Source organism: Methylosinus sp. LW3 (genome assembly GCF_000527115.1).
GTDB lineage: Bacteria > Pseudomonadota > Alphaproteobacteria > Rhizobiales > Beijerinckiaceae > Methylosinus.
On record NZ_AZUO01000001.1, the window covers coordinates 2,061,059 to 2,076,980 of the forward strand.

16 protein-coding genes are annotated in these 15,922 nt (G+C 65.8%); 15 read left to right on the forward strand and 1 reads right to left on the reverse strand.

Annotation, left to right across the window (positions count from 1 at the left end):
• The first annotated feature begins 309 nt into the window (after window positions 1–309).
• From METLW3_RS26835 to METLW3_RS0110560, 15 genes are all read left to right on the forward strand, one after another.
• Window positions 310–960 carry a DUF1629 domain-containing protein gene (locus METLW3_RS26835; RefSeq protein ID WP_024879873.1) on the forward strand — a complete coding sequence of 217 codons (651 nt, stop codon included), beginning with the start codon at window positions 310–312 and terminating at the stop codon, window positions 958–960.
• Between the two features lie 28 nt (window positions 961–988).
• Window positions 989–1,636, forward strand: coding sequence for a DUF1629 domain-containing protein (locus METLW3_RS25440; protein ID WP_024879874.1), 648 nt, complete (start codon window positions 989–991; stop codon window positions 1,634–1,636).
• Window positions 1,637–1,784: 148 nt separating this feature from the next.
• The gene (gene argS, locus METLW3_RS0110500) at window positions 1,785–3,563 is read left to right on the forward strand and encodes an arginine--tRNA ligase (RefSeq protein WP_024879875.1); all 1,779 of its coding nucleotides are present in this window, start codon (window positions 1,785–1,787) and stop codon (window positions 3,561–3,563) included.
• 91 nt (window positions 3,564–3,654) lie between these two features.
• Window positions 3,655–5,046 carry an SPOR domain-containing protein gene (locus tag METLW3_RS0110505; RefSeq protein WP_024879876.1) on the forward strand — a complete coding sequence of 464 codons (1,392 nt, stop codon included), beginning with the start codon at window positions 3,655–3,657 and terminating at the stop codon, window positions 5,044–5,046.
• 16 nt (window positions 5,047–5,062) lie between these two features.
• Entirely contained in the window at window positions 5,063–6,070 is a 1,008-nt protein-coding gene (nagZ, locus tag METLW3_RS0110510) for a beta-N-acetylhexosaminidase (protein ID WP_024879877.1), read from the forward strand.
• A gap of 59 nt (window positions 6,071–6,129) precedes the next feature.
• On the forward strand, window positions 6,130–6,963 hold the full coding sequence (locus METLW3_RS0110515) for a ScpA family protein (RefSeq protein ID WP_024879878.1): 834 nt from the start codon (window positions 6,130–6,132) through the stop codon (window positions 6,961–6,963).
• Between the two features lie 38 nt (window positions 6,964–7,001).
• The gene (gene scpB, locus METLW3_RS0110520; protein ID WP_024879879.1) at window positions 7,002–7,742 is read left to right on the forward strand and encodes an SMC-Scp complex subunit ScpB; all 741 of its coding nucleotides are present in this window, start codon (window positions 7,002–7,004) and stop codon (window positions 7,740–7,742) included.
• A 170-nt stretch (window positions 7,743–7,912) separates the two neighbouring features.
• Window positions 7,913–8,161 carry a twin-arginine translocase TatA/TatE family subunit gene (locus METLW3_RS0110525; RefSeq protein ID WP_024879880.1) on the forward strand — a complete coding sequence of 83 codons (249 nt, stop codon included), beginning with the start codon at window positions 7,913–7,915 and terminating at the stop codon, window positions 8,159–8,161.
• A 45-nt stretch (window positions 8,162–8,206) separates the two neighbouring features.
• The gene (locus tag METLW3_RS0110530; protein ID WP_024879881.1) at window positions 8,207–8,635 is read left to right on the forward strand and encodes a protein translocase TatA; all 429 of its coding nucleotides are present in this window, start codon (window positions 8,207–8,209) and stop codon (window positions 8,633–8,635) included.
• Window positions 8,632–9,414, forward strand: coding sequence for a twin-arginine translocase subunit TatC (gene tatC, locus METLW3_RS0110535; RefSeq protein WP_024879882.1), 783 nt, complete (start codon window positions 8,632–8,634; stop codon window positions 9,412–9,414). The genes METLW3_RS0110530 and tatC overlap by 4 nt, the downstream gene beginning before the upstream one ends.
• A gap of 191 nt (window positions 9,415–9,605) precedes the next feature.
• Window positions 9,606–10,925, forward strand: a complete 1,320-nt coding sequence (gene serS / locus METLW3_RS0110540; protein WP_024879883.1) for a serine--tRNA ligase — start codon at window positions 9,606–9,608, stop codon at window positions 10,923–10,925.
• A 204-nt stretch (window positions 10,926–11,129) separates the two neighbouring features.
• Window positions 11,130–11,894, forward strand: coding sequence for a 5'/3'-nucleotidase SurE (surE, locus tag METLW3_RS0110545; protein WP_024879884.1), 765 nt, complete (start codon window positions 11,130–11,132; stop codon window positions 11,892–11,894).
• 7 nt (window positions 11,895–11,901) lie between these two features.
• Complete coding sequence (locus METLW3_RS0110550) at window positions 11,902–12,588, forward strand: methyltransferase domain-containing protein (RefSeq protein WP_024879885.1); 687 nt, start codon at window positions 11,902–11,904, stop codon at window positions 12,586–12,588.
• A 171-nt stretch (window positions 12,589–12,759) separates the two neighbouring features.
• A complete protein-coding gene (locus METLW3_RS0110555) occupies window positions 12,760–14,292 on the forward strand; it encodes a peptidoglycan DD-metalloendopeptidase family protein (RefSeq protein WP_051465514.1) in 1,533 nt (510 codons plus the stop codon).
• A 141-nt stretch (window positions 14,293–14,433) separates the two neighbouring features.
• Window positions 14,434–14,727 carry a hypothetical protein gene (locus METLW3_RS0110560; protein ID WP_024879887.1) on the forward strand — a complete coding sequence of 98 codons (294 nt, stop codon included), beginning with the start codon at window positions 14,434–14,436 and terminating at the stop codon, window positions 14,725–14,727.
• A gap of 8 nt (window positions 14,728–14,735) precedes the next feature.
• Here METLW3_RS0110560 and METLW3_RS0110565 read toward each other — a convergent pair whose 3' ends face one another.
• Entirely contained in the window at window positions 14,736–15,839 is a 1,104-nt protein-coding gene (locus METLW3_RS0110565; RefSeq protein ID WP_024879888.1) for a peptidoglycan-binding domain-containing protein, read from the reverse strand.
• Window positions 15,840–15,922 lie beyond the last annotated feature (83 nt).

Genomic DNA, 15,922 nt, shown 5'->3' on the forward strand with positions numbered 1-15,922 from the left:
AGAAAAGCTTCAGTCGTCGACGGATTCTTCCTGCGGCGGGCGCCGCCGTAGCGTCGGCGTCACGCCATATGTCTGAGACGCCTCGGCGTCCTGGCGTGGATGGCCGGAAGGAGCCCGGCCGTGACGTCGCGGAGGCGAGGAGTATGCGTGCATTCGTCTTCGCTTGCGGGGAGAAGGAATGCGGCGAGCCACGCGAACCAATCAGCTAGAAATCATGAGAATTGCGCGACGCCGATATCCGTCTCGATCGCTTCCTGTCGGAAAATCAGCTAGAGAAAGATCGAACGGCCCTCGCAGCGCAAGACGAGCATGACTCGCCCGATCTATTACGAAATGACTCCCGGCGATTGGGGCGGCGGCGAGCATTGCGGTCTCGTGGTCGAGCCGACCTCGAAAGCGCGCGCATCTTTATGGTGCGGGCGTGGCGTCAGCCCCCAAGAGAGGTGGCCGGATGGCTACGCAAAACTGCCGAGACATCCCTATCAGTTCAGCGACGCCTATGAGACGCCGCGCCTGCTGATCCTGCCGCGCAAGAGCGGCAAGGCGCCGAACGACTGTTTTTTTTACAGCGGCCTCTGGTTCATCTCGCGACGTTTCAAGGAGGCGATCGAGGAGATCGACCCCGGCGCGTGCGACATTCGGCCGGCCGAGACGATCATGCCCGACGGCGCGCCGGGACCCGAATATTATATTTGCAGCGTCACGCGGATGCTGGAGGCCAAAAATGTCGTCGATGTGGAAAGAAGCGAAGGCTTGCAGATCGTTCAGCGTCCAACGGGATCGCTCGACTATCGAATGCCGTCGTTCAGCGATATAGAGTTCAAAGCGCTGCCGAACGCCTTTCGATTTTTTCGAGTAGCCGAATTCGGGCAAAGAGTATTTTGCGATTTCGACACAAAGAAGCGCTTGCAAGCCGAGAAGTTCAAGGGCGTCCATTATTCGAGAATGGGCAAGCGCTGATGCTATATAATAGAGAGGACGATCGAGAATGAGCCGCCCGATCTACTACGAAATGGCTCCCGGCGATTGGGGCGGCGGCGAGCATTGCGGTCTCGTGGTCGAGCCGGCCTCGGAAGCGCGCGCATCTTTGTGGTGCGGGCGCGGAGTCGGCCCCGAGTCCTGGCCGGACGGTTTCGGAAAATTGCCGAGACATCCCTATCAGTTCGGCGACGCCTATGAGACGCCGCGCCTGCTGATCCTGCCGCGCAAGAGCGGCAAGGCGCCGAACGACTGTTTTTTTTACAGCCGCCTCTGGTTCATCTCGCGGCGTTTCAAGGAGGCGATCGAGGAGATCGACCCCGGCGCTTGCGACATTCGGCCGGCCGAGACGATCATGCCTGACGGCGCGCCGGGACCGGAACATTATATTTGCAGCGTCACGCGGATGCTGGAGGCCAAAAATGTCGTCGATGTGGAAAGAAGCGTAGGCTTGCAGATCGTTCAGCGTCCAACTGGATCGTTCGACTATCGAATGCCGTCGTTCAGCGATATCGAGTTCAAAGAGCTGCCGAATAAAATTCATTTTTTTCGGGTAGCTGAATTCGGTGGCGATGTCTTTTGCGACGCCGATGCAAAAAAGCGCTTGCAAGCCGAGAAGTTCAAGGGAGTCCGTTATTCGAGAATGGGCAAGCGCTGAAAAGCGGCCGATTGTCCGCGCGGCCGAGCCGCTGCGCCGGGGATCGCGCGATTGCGACGGCTCCGCTGAGGGCCCGCCGCGCCGGGATGCGTTCGCCGCGCCAGTCTGCTAAACCGCCGGCCACGAACCCCTTCGGCCCGGACATTCGATGAACATCTTCTCCGACTTCCACGTCGCCATCGCCGCCATTCTCGATTCGATCAAGGCCTCCGGCCGCCTGCCGGAGACGCTGGATCATGCGCGTTTCGTCGTGGAGCCGCCCAAGGACGCCGCCCATGGCGATCTCGCCACCAACGCCGCCATGGTCTTCGCCAAGGAGGCCAAGGCCAATTTCGCCAATCCGCGCCAGCTCGCGGTGGAGATCGCCGCCGCGCTCGCCGATCTGCCCGATGTGGCCGAGGCCGAGGTCGCCGGGCCGGGCTTCATCAACATCCGCCTGAAGCCAAGCCTCTACGCCGATGTGCTGCGCGCAGTGCTGACCGATTGCGAGGCCTATGGAAGGCCTCAGGGCAGGGGGGCGCTCACGGGCAAGATCAATGTCGAATATGTCTCGGCCAATCCGACTGGGCCGATGCATGTCGGCCATGGCCGCGGCGCCGTGTTCGGCGATGCGCTGGCCAATCTCCTCGCCTTCGCGGGCGCCGAGGTGACGCGCGAATATTACATCAATGACGCCGGCGCGCAGGTCGATGTTCTCGCCCGCTCCGCCTTTCTGCGCTATCGCGAGGCGCTCGGCGAAACGATCACGATCCCCGAAGGCCTTTATCCCGGCGACTATCTGAAGGCCGCCGGCGAAGCCCTGGCGAAGCAATATGCCCGCGAGCTTTTGGACAAGAGCGAGAGCGAATGGCTGGAGCCGGTCAAGCGCGCCGCGATCGACGCCATGATGGCGATGATCCGCGACGATCTCGCCGCTCTCGACATTCGCCATGAGGTGTTCTTCTCCGAGCGCTCGCTGCATGAGAAGATCAACGGCCTTTCGGAGATCGACAAGGAGATAAACGAGCTGCGCGCGCGCGGCCTCGTCTATGACGGCCGCTTGCCGCCCCCCAAGGGCCAATTGCCGGATGATTGGGAGGATCGCGAGCAGACCTTGTTCCGCTCCACCGATTTCGGCGACGACGTCGATCGTCCTTTGAAGAAATCCGACGGCTCCAATACCTATTTCGCGGCCGATATCGCCTATCACAAATCCAAGATCGATCGCGGCTTCACGACTCTGGTCGACGTCTGGGGCGCCGATCACGGCGGCTATGTGAAGCGCATGACCGCCGCCGTCGCGGCGCTCTCCGACAATAAGGTCACGCTCGACGTGAAGCTCTGCCAGCTCGTGAAGTTGATGCGCAATGGCGAGCCGGTGAAAATGTCGAAACGCGCCGGCGATTTCGTCACCTTGCGCGAGGTGGTGGACGAAGTGGGCGTCGACGCCGTGCGTTTCATGATGCTCTATCGCAAGAATGACGCGCCGCTCGAATTCGATCTCGCCAAGGTCATCGAGCAGTCGAAGGACAATGCCGTCTTCTATGTGCAATACGCCCATGCGCGCGCCAAATCGGCGATCCGGCAGGCGCTCGGCGCTTTTCCCGATCTCGATCTGACGCCCAAGGCGCTCGCCGCTGCGCCGCTCGATCTGCTGCAGGACGAAGGCGAGATCGCGCTCGCCAAAGCCATTGCGCAATATCCGAGGTTGATCGAATCGGCCGCCACGGCGCATGAGCCGCACAGAATCGCCTTCTATCTCTACGATCTCGCCAGCGTCTTTCATTCGCATTGGAACAAAGGCAAAGATCGGCCACAATTACGCTTTGTTAATGCAGATGATAGAAATTCGACCTATGCGCGGATGGCGTTGGTCGTTTCTTTGACTTGCGTCCTGGCGTCGGGTTCGAGACTCCTAGGCGTGAGCGCCCCCGACGAGATGCGGTGATCGCGGCCGGCGCTTTGCAAGAGCGCGGCGCGCGCTCGCATCCGGGAATGGCGACGTCGCGTCCGTCGGGTAGTGAGCAGGAAGGTGCATCATGCGCGAGGCGACGGCCCGAGGGCCTTCCATCGACATCAGCGAGTTCGAGCGGCGCCTGCGTGGCGGCGAGCCGCAAGAGAATCAGGCGGGCAGGAGCGAGGCGAAGAGCGATCCGCTCGCCGAGCTGGCGCGGCTGCTGCACGGCGACGAGACGGCCGGCGCGGCCGATCCTTATGGTAGAGTCTTCGCCGACCAGCAGCGTCGGGAGCCGGCCGTGAGCCAGAGAGACAGAGACGTTTTCGATACGGCCGAGCTGCGCGGGGCTCTGCCGCCGGTCTCGCCGTCGCCCTTATCGCCGCCGCCGCTTTCGCCGGCGGCGCAGCAGCAATCGCAGTCCGACGACTATTACGCCGTGCGCTCGCCCGGCGAGGGTCAGTGGGCGCATCAGGATCAGCAGGACTATCTCGACTATGGCGTCGAGGACGAGCCCTATGACGAACCACGCGAGCGCAGAGGCTTTTTCGGCGCTTTGCGCGATCGGCTGCGGCCGTGGCATGCGGTCGTCGCTCTCGCCGGCGTCGGCGCGGTGAGCGTCGGCCTGGCCTTGGGCCATCGCGGCGGCATCGTGGCCCCGCAGGAGCTGGCCACCATAAAGGCGCCGGAAGGGCCGGCCAAGGTGCAGCCCTCCACCGTCGCCGAGGCCGCCGCGCCCCAACGCGGCGCCGCCGTGCTCGATCGCAATCAGACCGCTCCGGTCAAGAAGGTCGTCTCCAAGCAGGAGCAGCCCGTCGATCCGGCGGCGGCGGTGCGCGTCGTCAAGCTCGGCGACGGGCCGGTCGACGCGCCGCACGAGGCCGCCCCGGCCGGCGGCCCCAATAATCCCTATGGCGCCGAGCCGCGGCGGGTGAAGACCGTCTCGGTGCGGCCCGACGGCACCGTCATCGATCACGACGCGCCGACGCCGGCGATCGCCCGTCCCGTCAATGTCGCTCCCCCGGCGCGGCCGCCGTCCCTCGCCGCCCGTCCGAGCGCCGTCGACGCCGCGGCCGAGCCGCCGACCGCGACGCCCAAGGGTCCGGCCAAGCCGGCGACGACCCCCAAGGTCGCGCAGCCGCCGCGTCCCAAGCCCGCCACCCCGACGGCCGCCGCTCCCGAGCAGACCGCCGCCCTCGAATCGGCGCAGCCGGAGGCCGCGACTGGCGGCAATGGCGGCTTCGCCGTGCAATTCGGCGCCGCCGGCTCGGAGGACGAGGCCCGCCGGCTGATGCAGACGGTGAATTCCAAATACAGCGCCCAGCTCGGCGGCAAGCGGCTCGGCTTCCGCCTCGCCAAGGTCGGCGAGAAGAGCGTCTATCGCGTCCGCGCCGCCGGCATGAGCCGCGAGGCTGCTGTCGGCGTCTGCGAGAAGGTCAAGGCCTCCGGCGGCTCCTGCTTCGTCGCCGCCAATTGATGGAGACAGCGGCTCCGTGACGCGCGCTTTCATCTGCGGCTGCGCCGGCCTCGCCCTCTCGCAGGAGGAGAAATCCTTCCTGCGCGAGGCGCAGCCCTGGGGCGCGATCCTGTTCAAGCGCAATGTCGCCTCGCGCGAGCAGCTTTCCGCCCTCACTGCGGAAATCCGCGAGGCGCTGGGGACCGACGCCCCCATTCTCGTCGATCAGGAGGGCGGGCGCGTCCAGCGTCTCGGCCCGCCGGTCTGGCGCGCCTATCCCGCCGCCGCCGCCTTCGAGAGGCTGGGGCTTCCGCCCGAGGAGACGGCTGCGCTCGTCCGGCTCGGCGCGCGACTGATCGCCCATGATCTGCGCGAGGTCGGCATCGACGTCGATTGCCTGCCGGTTCTCGACACGCCGGTGGACGGCTCCCACAATATCATCGGCGACCGCGCCTATAGCCGCGTTCCCACCGAGATCGCGCGGCTCGGCCGCGCCGCGGCGGAGGGGCTGCTCGATGGCGGCGTGCTGCCGGTCATCAAGCATATCCCCGGCCATGGACGGGCGCGGGCGGACAGCCATCTCGAGCTGCCCGTCGTCGACGCCTCCCGCGCCGAGCTGGAGGCGCAGGATTTCATTCCCTTCTGCGCCGACGCCGATCTGCCGCTCGGCATGACCGCCCATGTCGTCTATCGGGCCATCGATCCCGAGCTTCCGGGCACGCTCTCCAAAGCCGTGATCGAAGGGATTATTCGTTCCCTCATCGGTTTCGACGGCCTGCTGATGACCGACGATCTCTCGATGAAGGCGCTCTCGGGCGGCTTTCGCGCGCGCGCCGAGGGCGCGATCGCCGCCGGCTGCGATGTGGTCCTGCATTGCAACGGCGATCTCGCCGAGGCCCGCGCCGTGGCGGAAGGGGCTGGCGATCTCGCCGGCCGGGCGCTGGAGCGGGCGCGTGCGGCGAAAGCGAGAATCGCCGCGCCGAAGGAATTCGATCCTGTGGACGGCGCCCGCCAGCTCGACGCGGCTCTTGCGGCCGGCGTCTGATCGGCCCAATCTCTCGCCTTCCCGATGGGCGGAGGCGTGAGACGACGCCGTGAGGCGAGATGGCGCAGGATTTGGCTTTCGACATCGCCGGAGAACATGAGCGCGCGGAGGCGGAGCCCGCCTTCCTCGTCGATGTGGACGGTTTCGAAGGCCCGCTCGACCTGCTGCTCGAGCTCGCCCGCCGCCAGAAGGTCGATCTCGCCCGCATTTCCATTTTGGCGCTGGCCGAGCAATATCTCGCCTTCGTCGAGGAGGCGCGGCGCGTCCGGCTGGAGCTGGCCGCCGATTATCTGGTGATGGCCGCCTGGCTCGCCTATCTGAAATCGCGCCTGCTGCTGCCGGAGCAGCCAAAGACGGGCGAGGAGCCCTCCGCCGCAGAGCTGGCCGCGGCGCTCGCCGATCGCTTGCGCCGGCTGGAGGCGATCCGCGCGGCGTCGGACAAGCTTCAGGAGCGCGCGCGGCTCGGCCGCGACATGTTTCTGCGCGGCGGGCCGGAGGGCATAGAGACCAAGACGAACTCGACCTTCACGGCCAGTCTCTATGATCTTCTTTCGGCCTACGCCCGCCAAAGGCAGAAGCAGGCGATCTCCAAGGTCACGCTACGCCAGCGCAATGTCTGGTCGCTGGCGGAGGCGCGCGAGACGCTGGAGCGGCTCGCCGGAATCGCGGCCCAATGGACCGCGCTCGACGATTATCTTTTGGCTTTTTGTGTGGATATTCAAACGGCGCGCACCGTCCGCGCCTCGTCTTTTTCCGCTTCGCTGGAAATGGTGCGGGAAGGGCGGTTCGACATTCGCCAGGACCGCGCCTTCGCGCCGATCTGGCTGCGGCGGCGGGAAACGGAACTGGACCGCGAGCCTTCGGACTCGCCAAGCGAAGCCTCGGAGGCGTGAGCCATAGGGCTCCGATCCAAAGGCCAGGGAGAAGAAATTTGGCGCGAGCCTTGCGACCCGTCGAACTGTTCGAAGACGATGTGACCCTCGATCAAGAGGCGGCGGCGCTGCGCGAGGCTTCCCGCATCGCCGAGGCGCTGCTTTTTGCGGCCAGCGAGCCGCTCGACGAGACGGAGATCGCCCGCCGGCTGCCGGACGGAACCAATGTCGAGGCCGTGCTGGCGCGGCTGAAGCAGGATTACGCCGAGCGCGGCGTGACGCTGACCCGCGCCGGCCACAAATGGTTTTTCCGCACCGCGGCCGATCTCGGCTGGGTGCTGGCGCGCGAGCAGGTGGAGCAGAAGAAGCTGTCCCGCGCCGCGCTGGAGACGCTCGCCATCGTCGCCTATCACCAGCCGGTGACGCGCGCCGAGATCGAGGACATAAGAGGCGTCGCCGTGGCCAAGGGCACGCTGGACGTGCTGCTGGAAACCGGGTGGATTCGCCTGCGCGGCCGTCGCCGCGCGCCGGGGCGTCCGCTCACCTATGGCACGACCGACGCGTTCCTCATGCAGTTCGGCCTGGAGCAGATCGGCGATCTGCCCGGCCTCGACGAGCTGAAAGGCGCCGGCCTCTTCGATGGCCGCCTGCCCAAGGGCTTCGATGTGCCGCAGCCGACCGACGACGCCACGCTCAAGGAGGACGAGGATCCGTTGGAGGGCGACGCCGAGGCGGCGCTCGAGATGGATTTTCTGCAAGAGCCAGACGCGCCGGAGGAGCCCGAACCGATCGAGGAATAGAGCGCTTTCGCCCCGTCTCGCCCGGGTCAAATCGAAATCCTACCTAAAGCGTCGGAGAATTCGACGCAGGGCGCCTCATCCAACTTGTTTTTGCGCGTCCGGCGTCCTAGGTTCCGAGAAGTTTCGGCCGGCCTCGCCGGTCCACGAAAGACGAGTGGGAGGTTCGCGCCATGGGCGGTCTGTCGATCTGGCATTGGATTATCGTCGGCGGCGTGGCCTTCATCCTGTTCGGCGGCCGCTTCAAGATTTCCGACGTCATGGGCGACGTCGCCAAGGGCATCAAGGCCTTCAAGAAGGGCCTCGCCGAAGACGACACCGAGGCGAAGGCCGAGGAGCCGGCGAAATCGCTGGAGCATCAGCCGCTCGCGAGCCAGACGACGCTTCACGCCGATAAGACGGCCGAAGCGAAAAAGGCCTGACGCCACCCTTGTTTCGCCTGCCGCGGGCAGGCTCTCGAGAAGACCATGTTCGATCTCGATCCCGGAAAGCTGATCGTCATCGGCATCGTCGCGCTCGTCGCGATTCCGACCAAGGACCTGCCGCGCGTATTGCGCCAGATCGGCCAGATCACCGGGCGCATGCGGCGCATGGCGGCCGATTTCCAAGGCCAGTTCATGGATGCGATGCGCGAGGCCGATCTCGCCGACGTGCATAAGGATTTGAAGAGCGAGGTCGATTCGGCCTTCGCCGGCGTCGGCGACGTCGCCTTCGATCCGCTCAAGCAAGCGCGCGAGCAGATCGTCGGCGCGATCGAAGGCCCGCCCGCCCCGCCGCAAGGCGATAAGAGCACAGCCGCTGAGCCGGCCCTCGAAGCGCAGGCCGAGCCTCACGCTGCGAGCGAGCCTGCGCCGACGAGCGAGGCCGAGACGCCGCCCGAAAGCCAGCCGAAATGACCGACGCCGACATCGACGCCACCAAGGCGCCGCTCCTTGAGCATTTGATGGAGCTGCGCGAGCGGCTGATCCGAGCGCTGCTGGCGTTTTTCGGCGCCTTCATCCTGGCCTTCTTCTTCGCCAAGGACATCTACAATCTCCTGGTCGTGCCCTATACGATGGCGGCGGGGCCGGAGGCCAAGCTCATCTACACGGCGCCGCAGGAATATTTCTTCACGCAGATCAAAGTGGCGATGTTCGCCGCGGCCTTCATCTCCTGCCCGATCGTCATCGGACAGCTCTACGCCTTCGTCGCGCCCGGCCTCTATCGGCACGAGCGGCAGGCGTTTCGTCCCTATCTCGTCGCCACGCCGGTCTTTTTCGCGCTGGGCGCGATCGTCGTCTATTTTCTGGTCATGCCCAATCTGCTGCATTTCTTCATTTCGATGCAGCAGGCCAATGAGCCGGGGAAGGCGCAGATCGAGCTATTGCCGCGCGTGTCAGAATATTTGTCGCTCATCATGACGCTGGTGCTCGCTTTCGGCGTCGTCTTCCAGCTGCCGGTGGCGCTGACGCTGCTCGGCCAGATCGGCATCGTCTCGTCGAAATTTTTGTCCGAGAAGCGTCGCTATGCGATCGTCCTCGTCTTCATCGTGGCGGCGGTGCTGACGCCGCCCGACGTGTTCAGCCAGCTGGCGCTCGCCATACCTGGCCTGCTGCTCTACGAGGCGTCGATCATTTCCGTGCGCTGGATCGAGAAGAAGCGGGCGGCGGCCGAGGAACAGCAAGCCGCGGGTTGACCCTTCGTTCTGCTCGAGGGACAAGGACCCTCATCCGACCCTCGCTGACGCGAGGGCCACCTTCTCCCACGAGTGGGAGAAGGATTCGCGCCCCTCAACGTCGGCCGCTGCCTTCTCCCACTTGCGGGAGAAGGCAGCCCGGCGCAGCCGGGTCGGACGAGGGCCTCGCACCAGTCGGCGGATCGATTCTCATGCACGACATCAAATTTATTCGCGATAATGCGGAAGCTTTCGACAATGGCCGCCGCCGCCGCAATCTCCCGCCTCTGGCGGAAAGCCTCTTCGCGCTCGATGACGTACGCCGTACGGCCATCGCGGCTTTGCAGGCGGCGCAGGAGCGACGCAACGCCGCCTCGAAAGAGATCGGCCTCGCCATGCGCGAGAAGGACGCCGCCCGCGCCGAGGCGCTGAAGGCGGAAGTCGCGAAGCTGAAGGAGGACTTCCCGCAGCTCGAGCAGAAGGAGCGCGAGGCGAGCGCTGCGCTGGACAAGGCGCTGTCGGAGATTCCCAACACGCCGCTCGAGCAAGTGCCGGAAGGCAAGGACGAGCACGACAATGTCGAGGTTCTGCTCTGGGGCGAGCCGCGTAAATTCAACTATCCGCCGAAAGAGCATTTCGACATCGGCGAAGGCCTGAAGCTCATGGATTTCGAGAGCGCCTCCAAGCTGTCCGGCGCGCGCTTCGTCGTGAACAAGGGCGGAATCGCGCGGCTGGAGCGCGCGCTCGCGCAATTCATGCTCGATCTGCATACGGGCGAGCACGGCTATACGGAAGTGGCTCCGCCGCTGCTGGTGCGTGACGACGCGATGTTCGGCACGGCGCAACTGCCGAAGTTCCGCGACGATCAGTTCTCCGTGACGGCAGGTCGCGGCGATGGACAGTCGGAGGAGCCGGCGAGCGAATATTGGCTCGTGCCGACGGCCGAGGTCCCGCTCACCAATCTCGTGCGCGAATCGATCCTCGACGAATCGCAGCTCCCTCTGCGCTTCACCGCCGGCACTTATTGCTTCCGCGCCGAGGCGGGCGCTGCGGGGCGCGACACGCGCGGCATGATCCGTCAGCATCAGTTCTATAAGGTCGAGCTCGTCTCCATCACCACGCCCGAGCAATCGCTCGAGGAGCATGAGCGCATGACCGGCTGCGCGGAGAAAGTGCTGCAGCTGCTCGAGCTGCCCTATCGCAAGGTGACGCTCTGCACCGGCGATATGGGCTTCGCCTCGCAGAAGACCTACGACCTCGAGGTGTGGCTGCCGGGGCAGGGGAAATATCGCGAGATTTCCTCCTGCTCGGTCTGCGGCGATTTCCAGGCGCGGCGCATGAACGCCCGCTTCCGTCCCGCCGAGGGCAAGGCGACGCGCTTCGTGCATACGCTCAACGGCTCCGGCGTCGCCGTGGGTCGCGCGTTGGTCGCGGTTCTGGAGAATTATCAGGAGGCCGACGGCTCCGTCACAGTGCCGACGGTGCTGCGCCCCTATATGGGCGGGCTGGAGCGAATCGCCGCGGCGCGGTAGCCCTTAGCGAAATCTATGTGCGCGCTTCCTTCTCCCGCCTGCGGGAGAAGGTGGCCCCGCTAAGCGGGGGCGGATGAGGGTCCTTCGCGTGAGGCGAAGACTCGTGTCGAGCTCGACGAGCCCTCATCCGACCCTCGCTGACGCGAGGGCCACCTTCTCCCACGAGTGGGAGAAGGAGCGCCAACGATCAGCGTTTGTGAGCCTATGCGCATCCTCATCACCAATGACGACGGAATCCATGGCGCCGGCCTCGCGCTGGCCGAGCGCGTCGCGCGCAGCCTCACCGACGATGTCTTCGTCGTCGCGCCGGAGAGCGAGCAATCGGGCGTCGCGCATTCGCTCTCCATCAATGATCCGCTGCGTCTGCGCGAAATCTCCTCGCGGCATTTCGCCGTCAAAGGCACGCCGACTGATTGCGTCATCATGGGCGTGCGCAAGCTGCTCGCCGACAAGCCGCCGGATCTCATTCTCTCCGGCGTCAATTCGGGCCAGAATCTCGCCGAGGACGTCAGCTATTCCGGCACCATCGCCGGCGCCATAGAGGGCACGCTGCTCGGCATACCCTCCATCGCGCTCTCGCAGGTCTATGATTTCTTCGCCGGACGCCGGCACATCCACTGGGATTGCGCGGAGACCCATGCGGCGGACGTCATTCGCAAGCTGGTCGCGGCGGGCATTCCGCCGGGCGTGCTGATGAATGTCAATTTTCCCAACTGCACGCCGCAAGAGGTGAAGGGCGTCGCCGTCACCATGCAGGGCCAGCGCTCCAATGATCTGATGCATATAGAGGATCGCAAGGACGGTCGCGGCATTCCCTATTATTGGATATGCTTCCGGCGCGGCAATTTCACGCCGGGGCCGGGCACCGACCTCGAGGCGGTGGAGGCGAATAAGATTTCGGTGACGCCCCTACGCCTCGACTTCACCGACCATCCGACCTTGACGCGGCTCTCCGCCGCTTTCGAATAGGAGTCAAATGGAGGACCGCGCCGACGAGGGACAATCGATCGAGGCTCGCGCGGCGCTTCTCCTGCAATTGCGGCGCGCCGGCGTGCGCGACCTCTCCATCATGCGCGCCTTCGAGACGATTCCGCGCGAGCTGTTCGCGCCGCATCGCTTCCGCGATCTCGCCGCTCGCGATATGTCGCTGCCGATCGGCTGCGGACAGACAATGCCGGCCGCCGCCGATCTCGCGCGCAGGCTCGAGGCGCTGCGAATCGAGCCGCATCATCGCGTGCTGGAAGTGGGGACGGGCTCCGGCTTCGGCGCGGCGGTGCTGTCGCGGCTCGCGCGCGAGGTGGTGACGATCGAGCGTTACGAGACTTTGGCGATAGAGGCGCGCCAACGTCTCGCCGAGCTCGGCTGCGCCAATGTCGAGGCGCTGTTCGGCGACGGCCTCGCAGCGGACGAGACGCGCGGATATTTCGACCGCATCATTCTCCATATGTCATTTCACGAGCCGCCGCCGCATGCGGTCATGGCCGCGCTCGCGCCGGACGGGGCGGCGATCTTCGGACGCCATGCGCCGCCGGATTCCGAGGATGCGCGGCCGTTGGAGCGGCTGTCGCTCTCGCATCGCGACGGCGAGGCGCTGTGGACGACGAGCGATCTCGGCCCGTGCCGCCTGGGCGCAGCGCTGACAGGACGCGCGAAAGCTCTGTGAACGCCCGGAATTTACCTAAATTCGTCGAGGCGCCGCTGAACCCGCATTCATCTTAAACGCTCCCTTAACCGGGCTGTGACTAAATGAGCACAGTGAGGATAGCGTTCGAGTGTAGGTCGCGTCATGGCAATTGAGCGTCGTGTTTTTCTGTCGCGGGTCGCAAAGCGGCTCATGTTCGCCGCCGGCGCCGCCGGCCTTCTCGCCGGCTGTTCCGACGCCTCCCGTTTCACCGATCCTTTCACCAATCCGTTCCAGGATTCCGCGCCGGCGGGCCGCGTCGATCGCGTGCCGACCGGCACGATCTCGCAGCCCGTGCGCCGTAGCGTCGTCGAGCGTCATCCGCTCGCGCCGCAGCAGGCCGTGAGCCAGGCTGCGCCCGCTCCCGTCGCCGCTGCGCCTGCGCCGGCGCAAGCTCCCACTCGCATGGCCGGCGCCTATAATCATTGGAGCGCCGAGGGCGGCACGCCCGTGGTCGTCGCCGACGGCGAATCGGCCGGCGTGATCGCGACGCGCTATGGCGTGCCGCTCGACGCGCTGCTGCGCGTCAATGGCTATGGCAAGCCGGCCGAGGTGCATTCCGGCTCGCGGCTGGTGATTCCGATCTATCGCGCTTCCGCCGCTCCGGCTGCGCCCGTCGCTGCAGCGCCGGCTCCGGCTCCCGTCCATGTCGCCCAGCCGAAGGCATTGCCGCAGCCTGTGGTCAAGACGGTGGATGTGCGCGATCGCAAGACCGAGAAGAAAGCGGTCGCTCCCGTCGAGCCGAAGCGGAAAACCTCGAGCGTCGAGCCCGAGCAGGAGCCCGCTCCGGCGCGCGCCGTCGTGGCCGAGCGCCCGCGCGCCGCGCCCGTCCGGCAGGCGCAGGTCGAGGCGAAGCCGGCGAAGCCCGCGCCGATCAAGCAGGCCGAGGCGCAGCCTGTGAGGCCCGCGCCAAAGCAGATCGTCGCTCAGGCGCCCGTGCAGCCGAAGCCGGCTCCCGCGCTGAAGCCGCAGGCCGAGGCGCATCCGGCCCGCGCGCAGCTCGCGCAGCGGACCAAGGAGCCCGAGCCGGCGAAGGCGAAGCAAGAGCCGCAGCGCAAGCTCGCTCAGGCCGAGCCCGCGCGCAAGCCGGAGCCAGAGGTCCGCGCCAAGAAGAAACCCGAGCCGGCTCCCGCGATCGCGCGCGCGCCGCAGGCCGAGAAGCCGCAGCGTTTCGCCGAAGCCGCGCCGGCCCCGCAGCCGCAGCCGCAGGCTCAGCGTAGCATCGACAAGACGCCGACCGCCTCGATCCCGCCGCAGGCGCAGGCGGCCGAGGAGAAGTCCGCCCCTGCGGCTTCCGCCCCGGCTTCCGCCGACGCTCGGCCGGAGTTCCGCTGGCCGGCGCGCGGCCGCATCATCCAGGGCTTCAACACCGGCGGCAACGACGGCATCAACATCTCCGTGCCGGAAGGCACGCAGGTGAAGGCGGCCGAGGGCGGCGTCGTCGCCTATGCCGGCAGCGAGCTCAAGGGCTATGGCAATCTGGTGCTGATCCGCCATCCCAATGGCTTCGTCTCCGCCTATGCCCATAATGGCGAGCTCGATGTGAAGCGCGGCGATCAGGTGAAGCGCGGCCAGACGATCGCCAAATCCGGCCAGTCGGGCAATGTCGGCTCGCCGCAGCTGCATTTCGAGCTGCGCAAAGGCTCGACCCCGGTCGATCCGACCGGCTATCTCGCCGGGCTGTGAGCTTAAGGAATCTCGGGCGTTCGCGAGACACTTGCGCCGGAGTGGGGCGACGGGCGGCACGACGCGCCCGTCGCCCGTTTTCTTTTCCGGCGGGAGCCTCTATAGGGACGTCCGGGTTGGGCGATAGGGGAAAATTCGGCAGTGAAACGTCTCATCTCTCTCGCGGCGGCTGTTCTTTTCGTCACGCCGGCGCTCGCTATCGATCCCACCGGAATTCCAGTCTGCGACACATTCTTGAAGCGCTATGAGGAATGCTCGGTCGAGCTGCCGCGCGCCAATGTCCACGCCGCGCAGAAGGAGCTGCTCGAGGGCGCGATGAGCCTGCGCGCCAACGCCTCCAATCCCGAGCTGCGCCCGACATTGGAGAAGTTCTGCGCCGACACATTCGAGGCGATGAAGGCCTCGAGCGACATCAAGGCCTGCATGTCGAAGTGAGCCGCCGCTCAATGGATCGGTATGGTGATCGCGTTGCGCAATGCGGATTCTGCGGCGAAATAGCCGTAGCATTCCGCTGTGTGCAGGGCGGTCCAATTGTTGACGGTGAGGAAATTCGCCTTGGTGTCGTAGGTGTGGTCGCCGATGCGATCCGGGCTTTTCACCCCGGGGCCGACGAAATGCGCCAGCTCGTGAATGATCGTCTCGAGCATGAAATTATCGGTCTTCGTCAATAGCTGCCCGACCGGAAAGAAAATCGTGTCTTCGCGCAGATTCTTGGCGCCTTTGTAATTGTCGTCGCCGGAGAGGCGCGGCCTGCCGTCCGGGCGGCGGGCCTGCCAGCCGCCGTAGAAAGTGTAGGCGACATAATCGAGCGCGGCGAGCGTGCCATCCGCGGGATCGGGCTGGAAATAGCCGACGCCCCAGCCGAACATCGGCGCCTGCAGCAGCGAATGGGTGATGACGGTGGTCATCGAATCATAGAGCCGCTTGGCGCGTTGCAATTGCGCCAGCTTCGTCGTCGTCGGCTCCTTGTGTGTATGGAAATATTTGTCGAACAGAGCGAGCTGCCCTCTGCCGATGTCGTGCAGGGAGGGGAAGGGATCGTTGCGCCCCGCCGGCGAGCGACGCAAATATTCCGAGGCCATGTCGATATTGAGCTGCGCCATGGAAATCCAATGGCGCGCGCGCGGCAGCAGCGAGCCGATGCGCTCGACGAATTGCGCGTTTTGCTGCGCCGTGGCCTTGGGCGGCGGCGCCTTGGGGCCGGCCTTGGCGGGGGCGGCCTGTCCGCCGCTCTGGCCGCTCAGCGCGTGAATGGTCGGCCCGTCGGGATCGACTCTTCCGTCCGACCAGCCGAGCTGGCGCTTCTGATATTTCTCGATCGCCGCGATGGTGATCGGCCCGACGATTCCATCGACGTCGAGCTTCAAGATCGGCCCGCCATCCGCCGGGCAGACGCCGTTGAGCGCGGCTTGGATCGTCCGCACGTCTTCGGGCAGGTTGCGGCCGCCGCGGCCGACGGAGCCGCCGATCGAAAAGCCGGGCGCCGGCGGCGGATCGCAGCTGGAGCAGCCGCCATTCGATAATTTCATGAGAATTTGCTGGGCCATGAGTCAATTCCCTGGAGGAGCGCTGGACCGAAATCGCGAGCGACGCCGCGGCGACGCCTCACATTAGCGCGCCCGCTTTTCGC

What these genes read in the sequence shown, in the direction of transcription:
- METLW3_RS0110525 (WP_024879880.1), top strand. Translation starts at nt 7,913, where the DNA reads ATGGGCGGTCTGTCGATCTGGCATTGGATTATCGTCGGCGGCGTGGCC.
- METLW3_RS0110515 (WP_024879878.1), top strand. Translation starts at nt 6,130, where the DNA reads ATGGCGCAGGATTTGGCTTTCGACATCGCCGGAGAACATGAGCGCGCG.
- METLW3_RS26835 (WP_024879873.1), top strand. Translation starts at nt 310, where the DNA reads ATGACTCGCCCGATCTATTACGAAATGACTCCCGGCGATTGGGGCGGC.
- METLW3_RS0110555 (WP_051465514.1), top strand. Translation starts at nt 12,760, where the DNA reads ATGTTCGCCGCCGGCGCCGCCGGCCTTCTCGCCGGCTGTTCCGACGCC.
- METLW3_RS0110565 (WP_024879888.1), bottom strand. Translation starts at nt 15,839, where the DNA reads ATGGCCCAGCAAATTCTCATGAAATTATCGAATGGCGGCTGCTCCAGC.
- METLW3_RS25440 (WP_024879874.1), top strand. Translation starts at nt 989, where the DNA reads ATGAGCCGCCCGATCTACTACGAAATGGCTCCCGGCGATTGGGGCGGC.
- surE (WP_024879884.1), top strand. Translation starts at nt 11,130, where the DNA reads ATGCGCATCCTCATCACCAATGACGACGGAATCCATGGCGCCGGCCTC.
- METLW3_RS0110530 (WP_024879881.1), top strand. Translation starts at nt 8,207, where the DNA reads ATGTTCGATCTCGATCCCGGAAAGCTGATCGTCATCGGCATCGTCGCG.
- METLW3_RS0110505 (WP_024879876.1), top strand. Translation starts at nt 3,655, where the DNA reads ATGCGCGAGGCGACGGCCCGAGGGCCTTCCATCGACATCAGCGAGTTC.
- tatC (WP_024879882.1), top strand. Translation starts at nt 8,632, where the DNA reads ATGACCGACGCCGACATCGACGCCACCAAGGCGCCGCTCCTTGAGCAT.
- serS (WP_024879883.1), top strand. Translation starts at nt 9,606, where the DNA reads ATGCACGACATCAAATTTATTCGCGATAATGCGGAAGCTTTCGACAAT.
- METLW3_RS0110550 (WP_024879885.1), top strand. Translation starts at nt 11,902, where the DNA reads ATGGAGGACCGCGCCGACGAGGGACAATCGATCGAGGCTCGCGCGGCG.
- argS (WP_024879875.1), top strand. Translation starts at nt 1,785, where the DNA reads ATGAACATCTTCTCCGACTTCCACGTCGCCATCGCCGCCATTCTCGAT.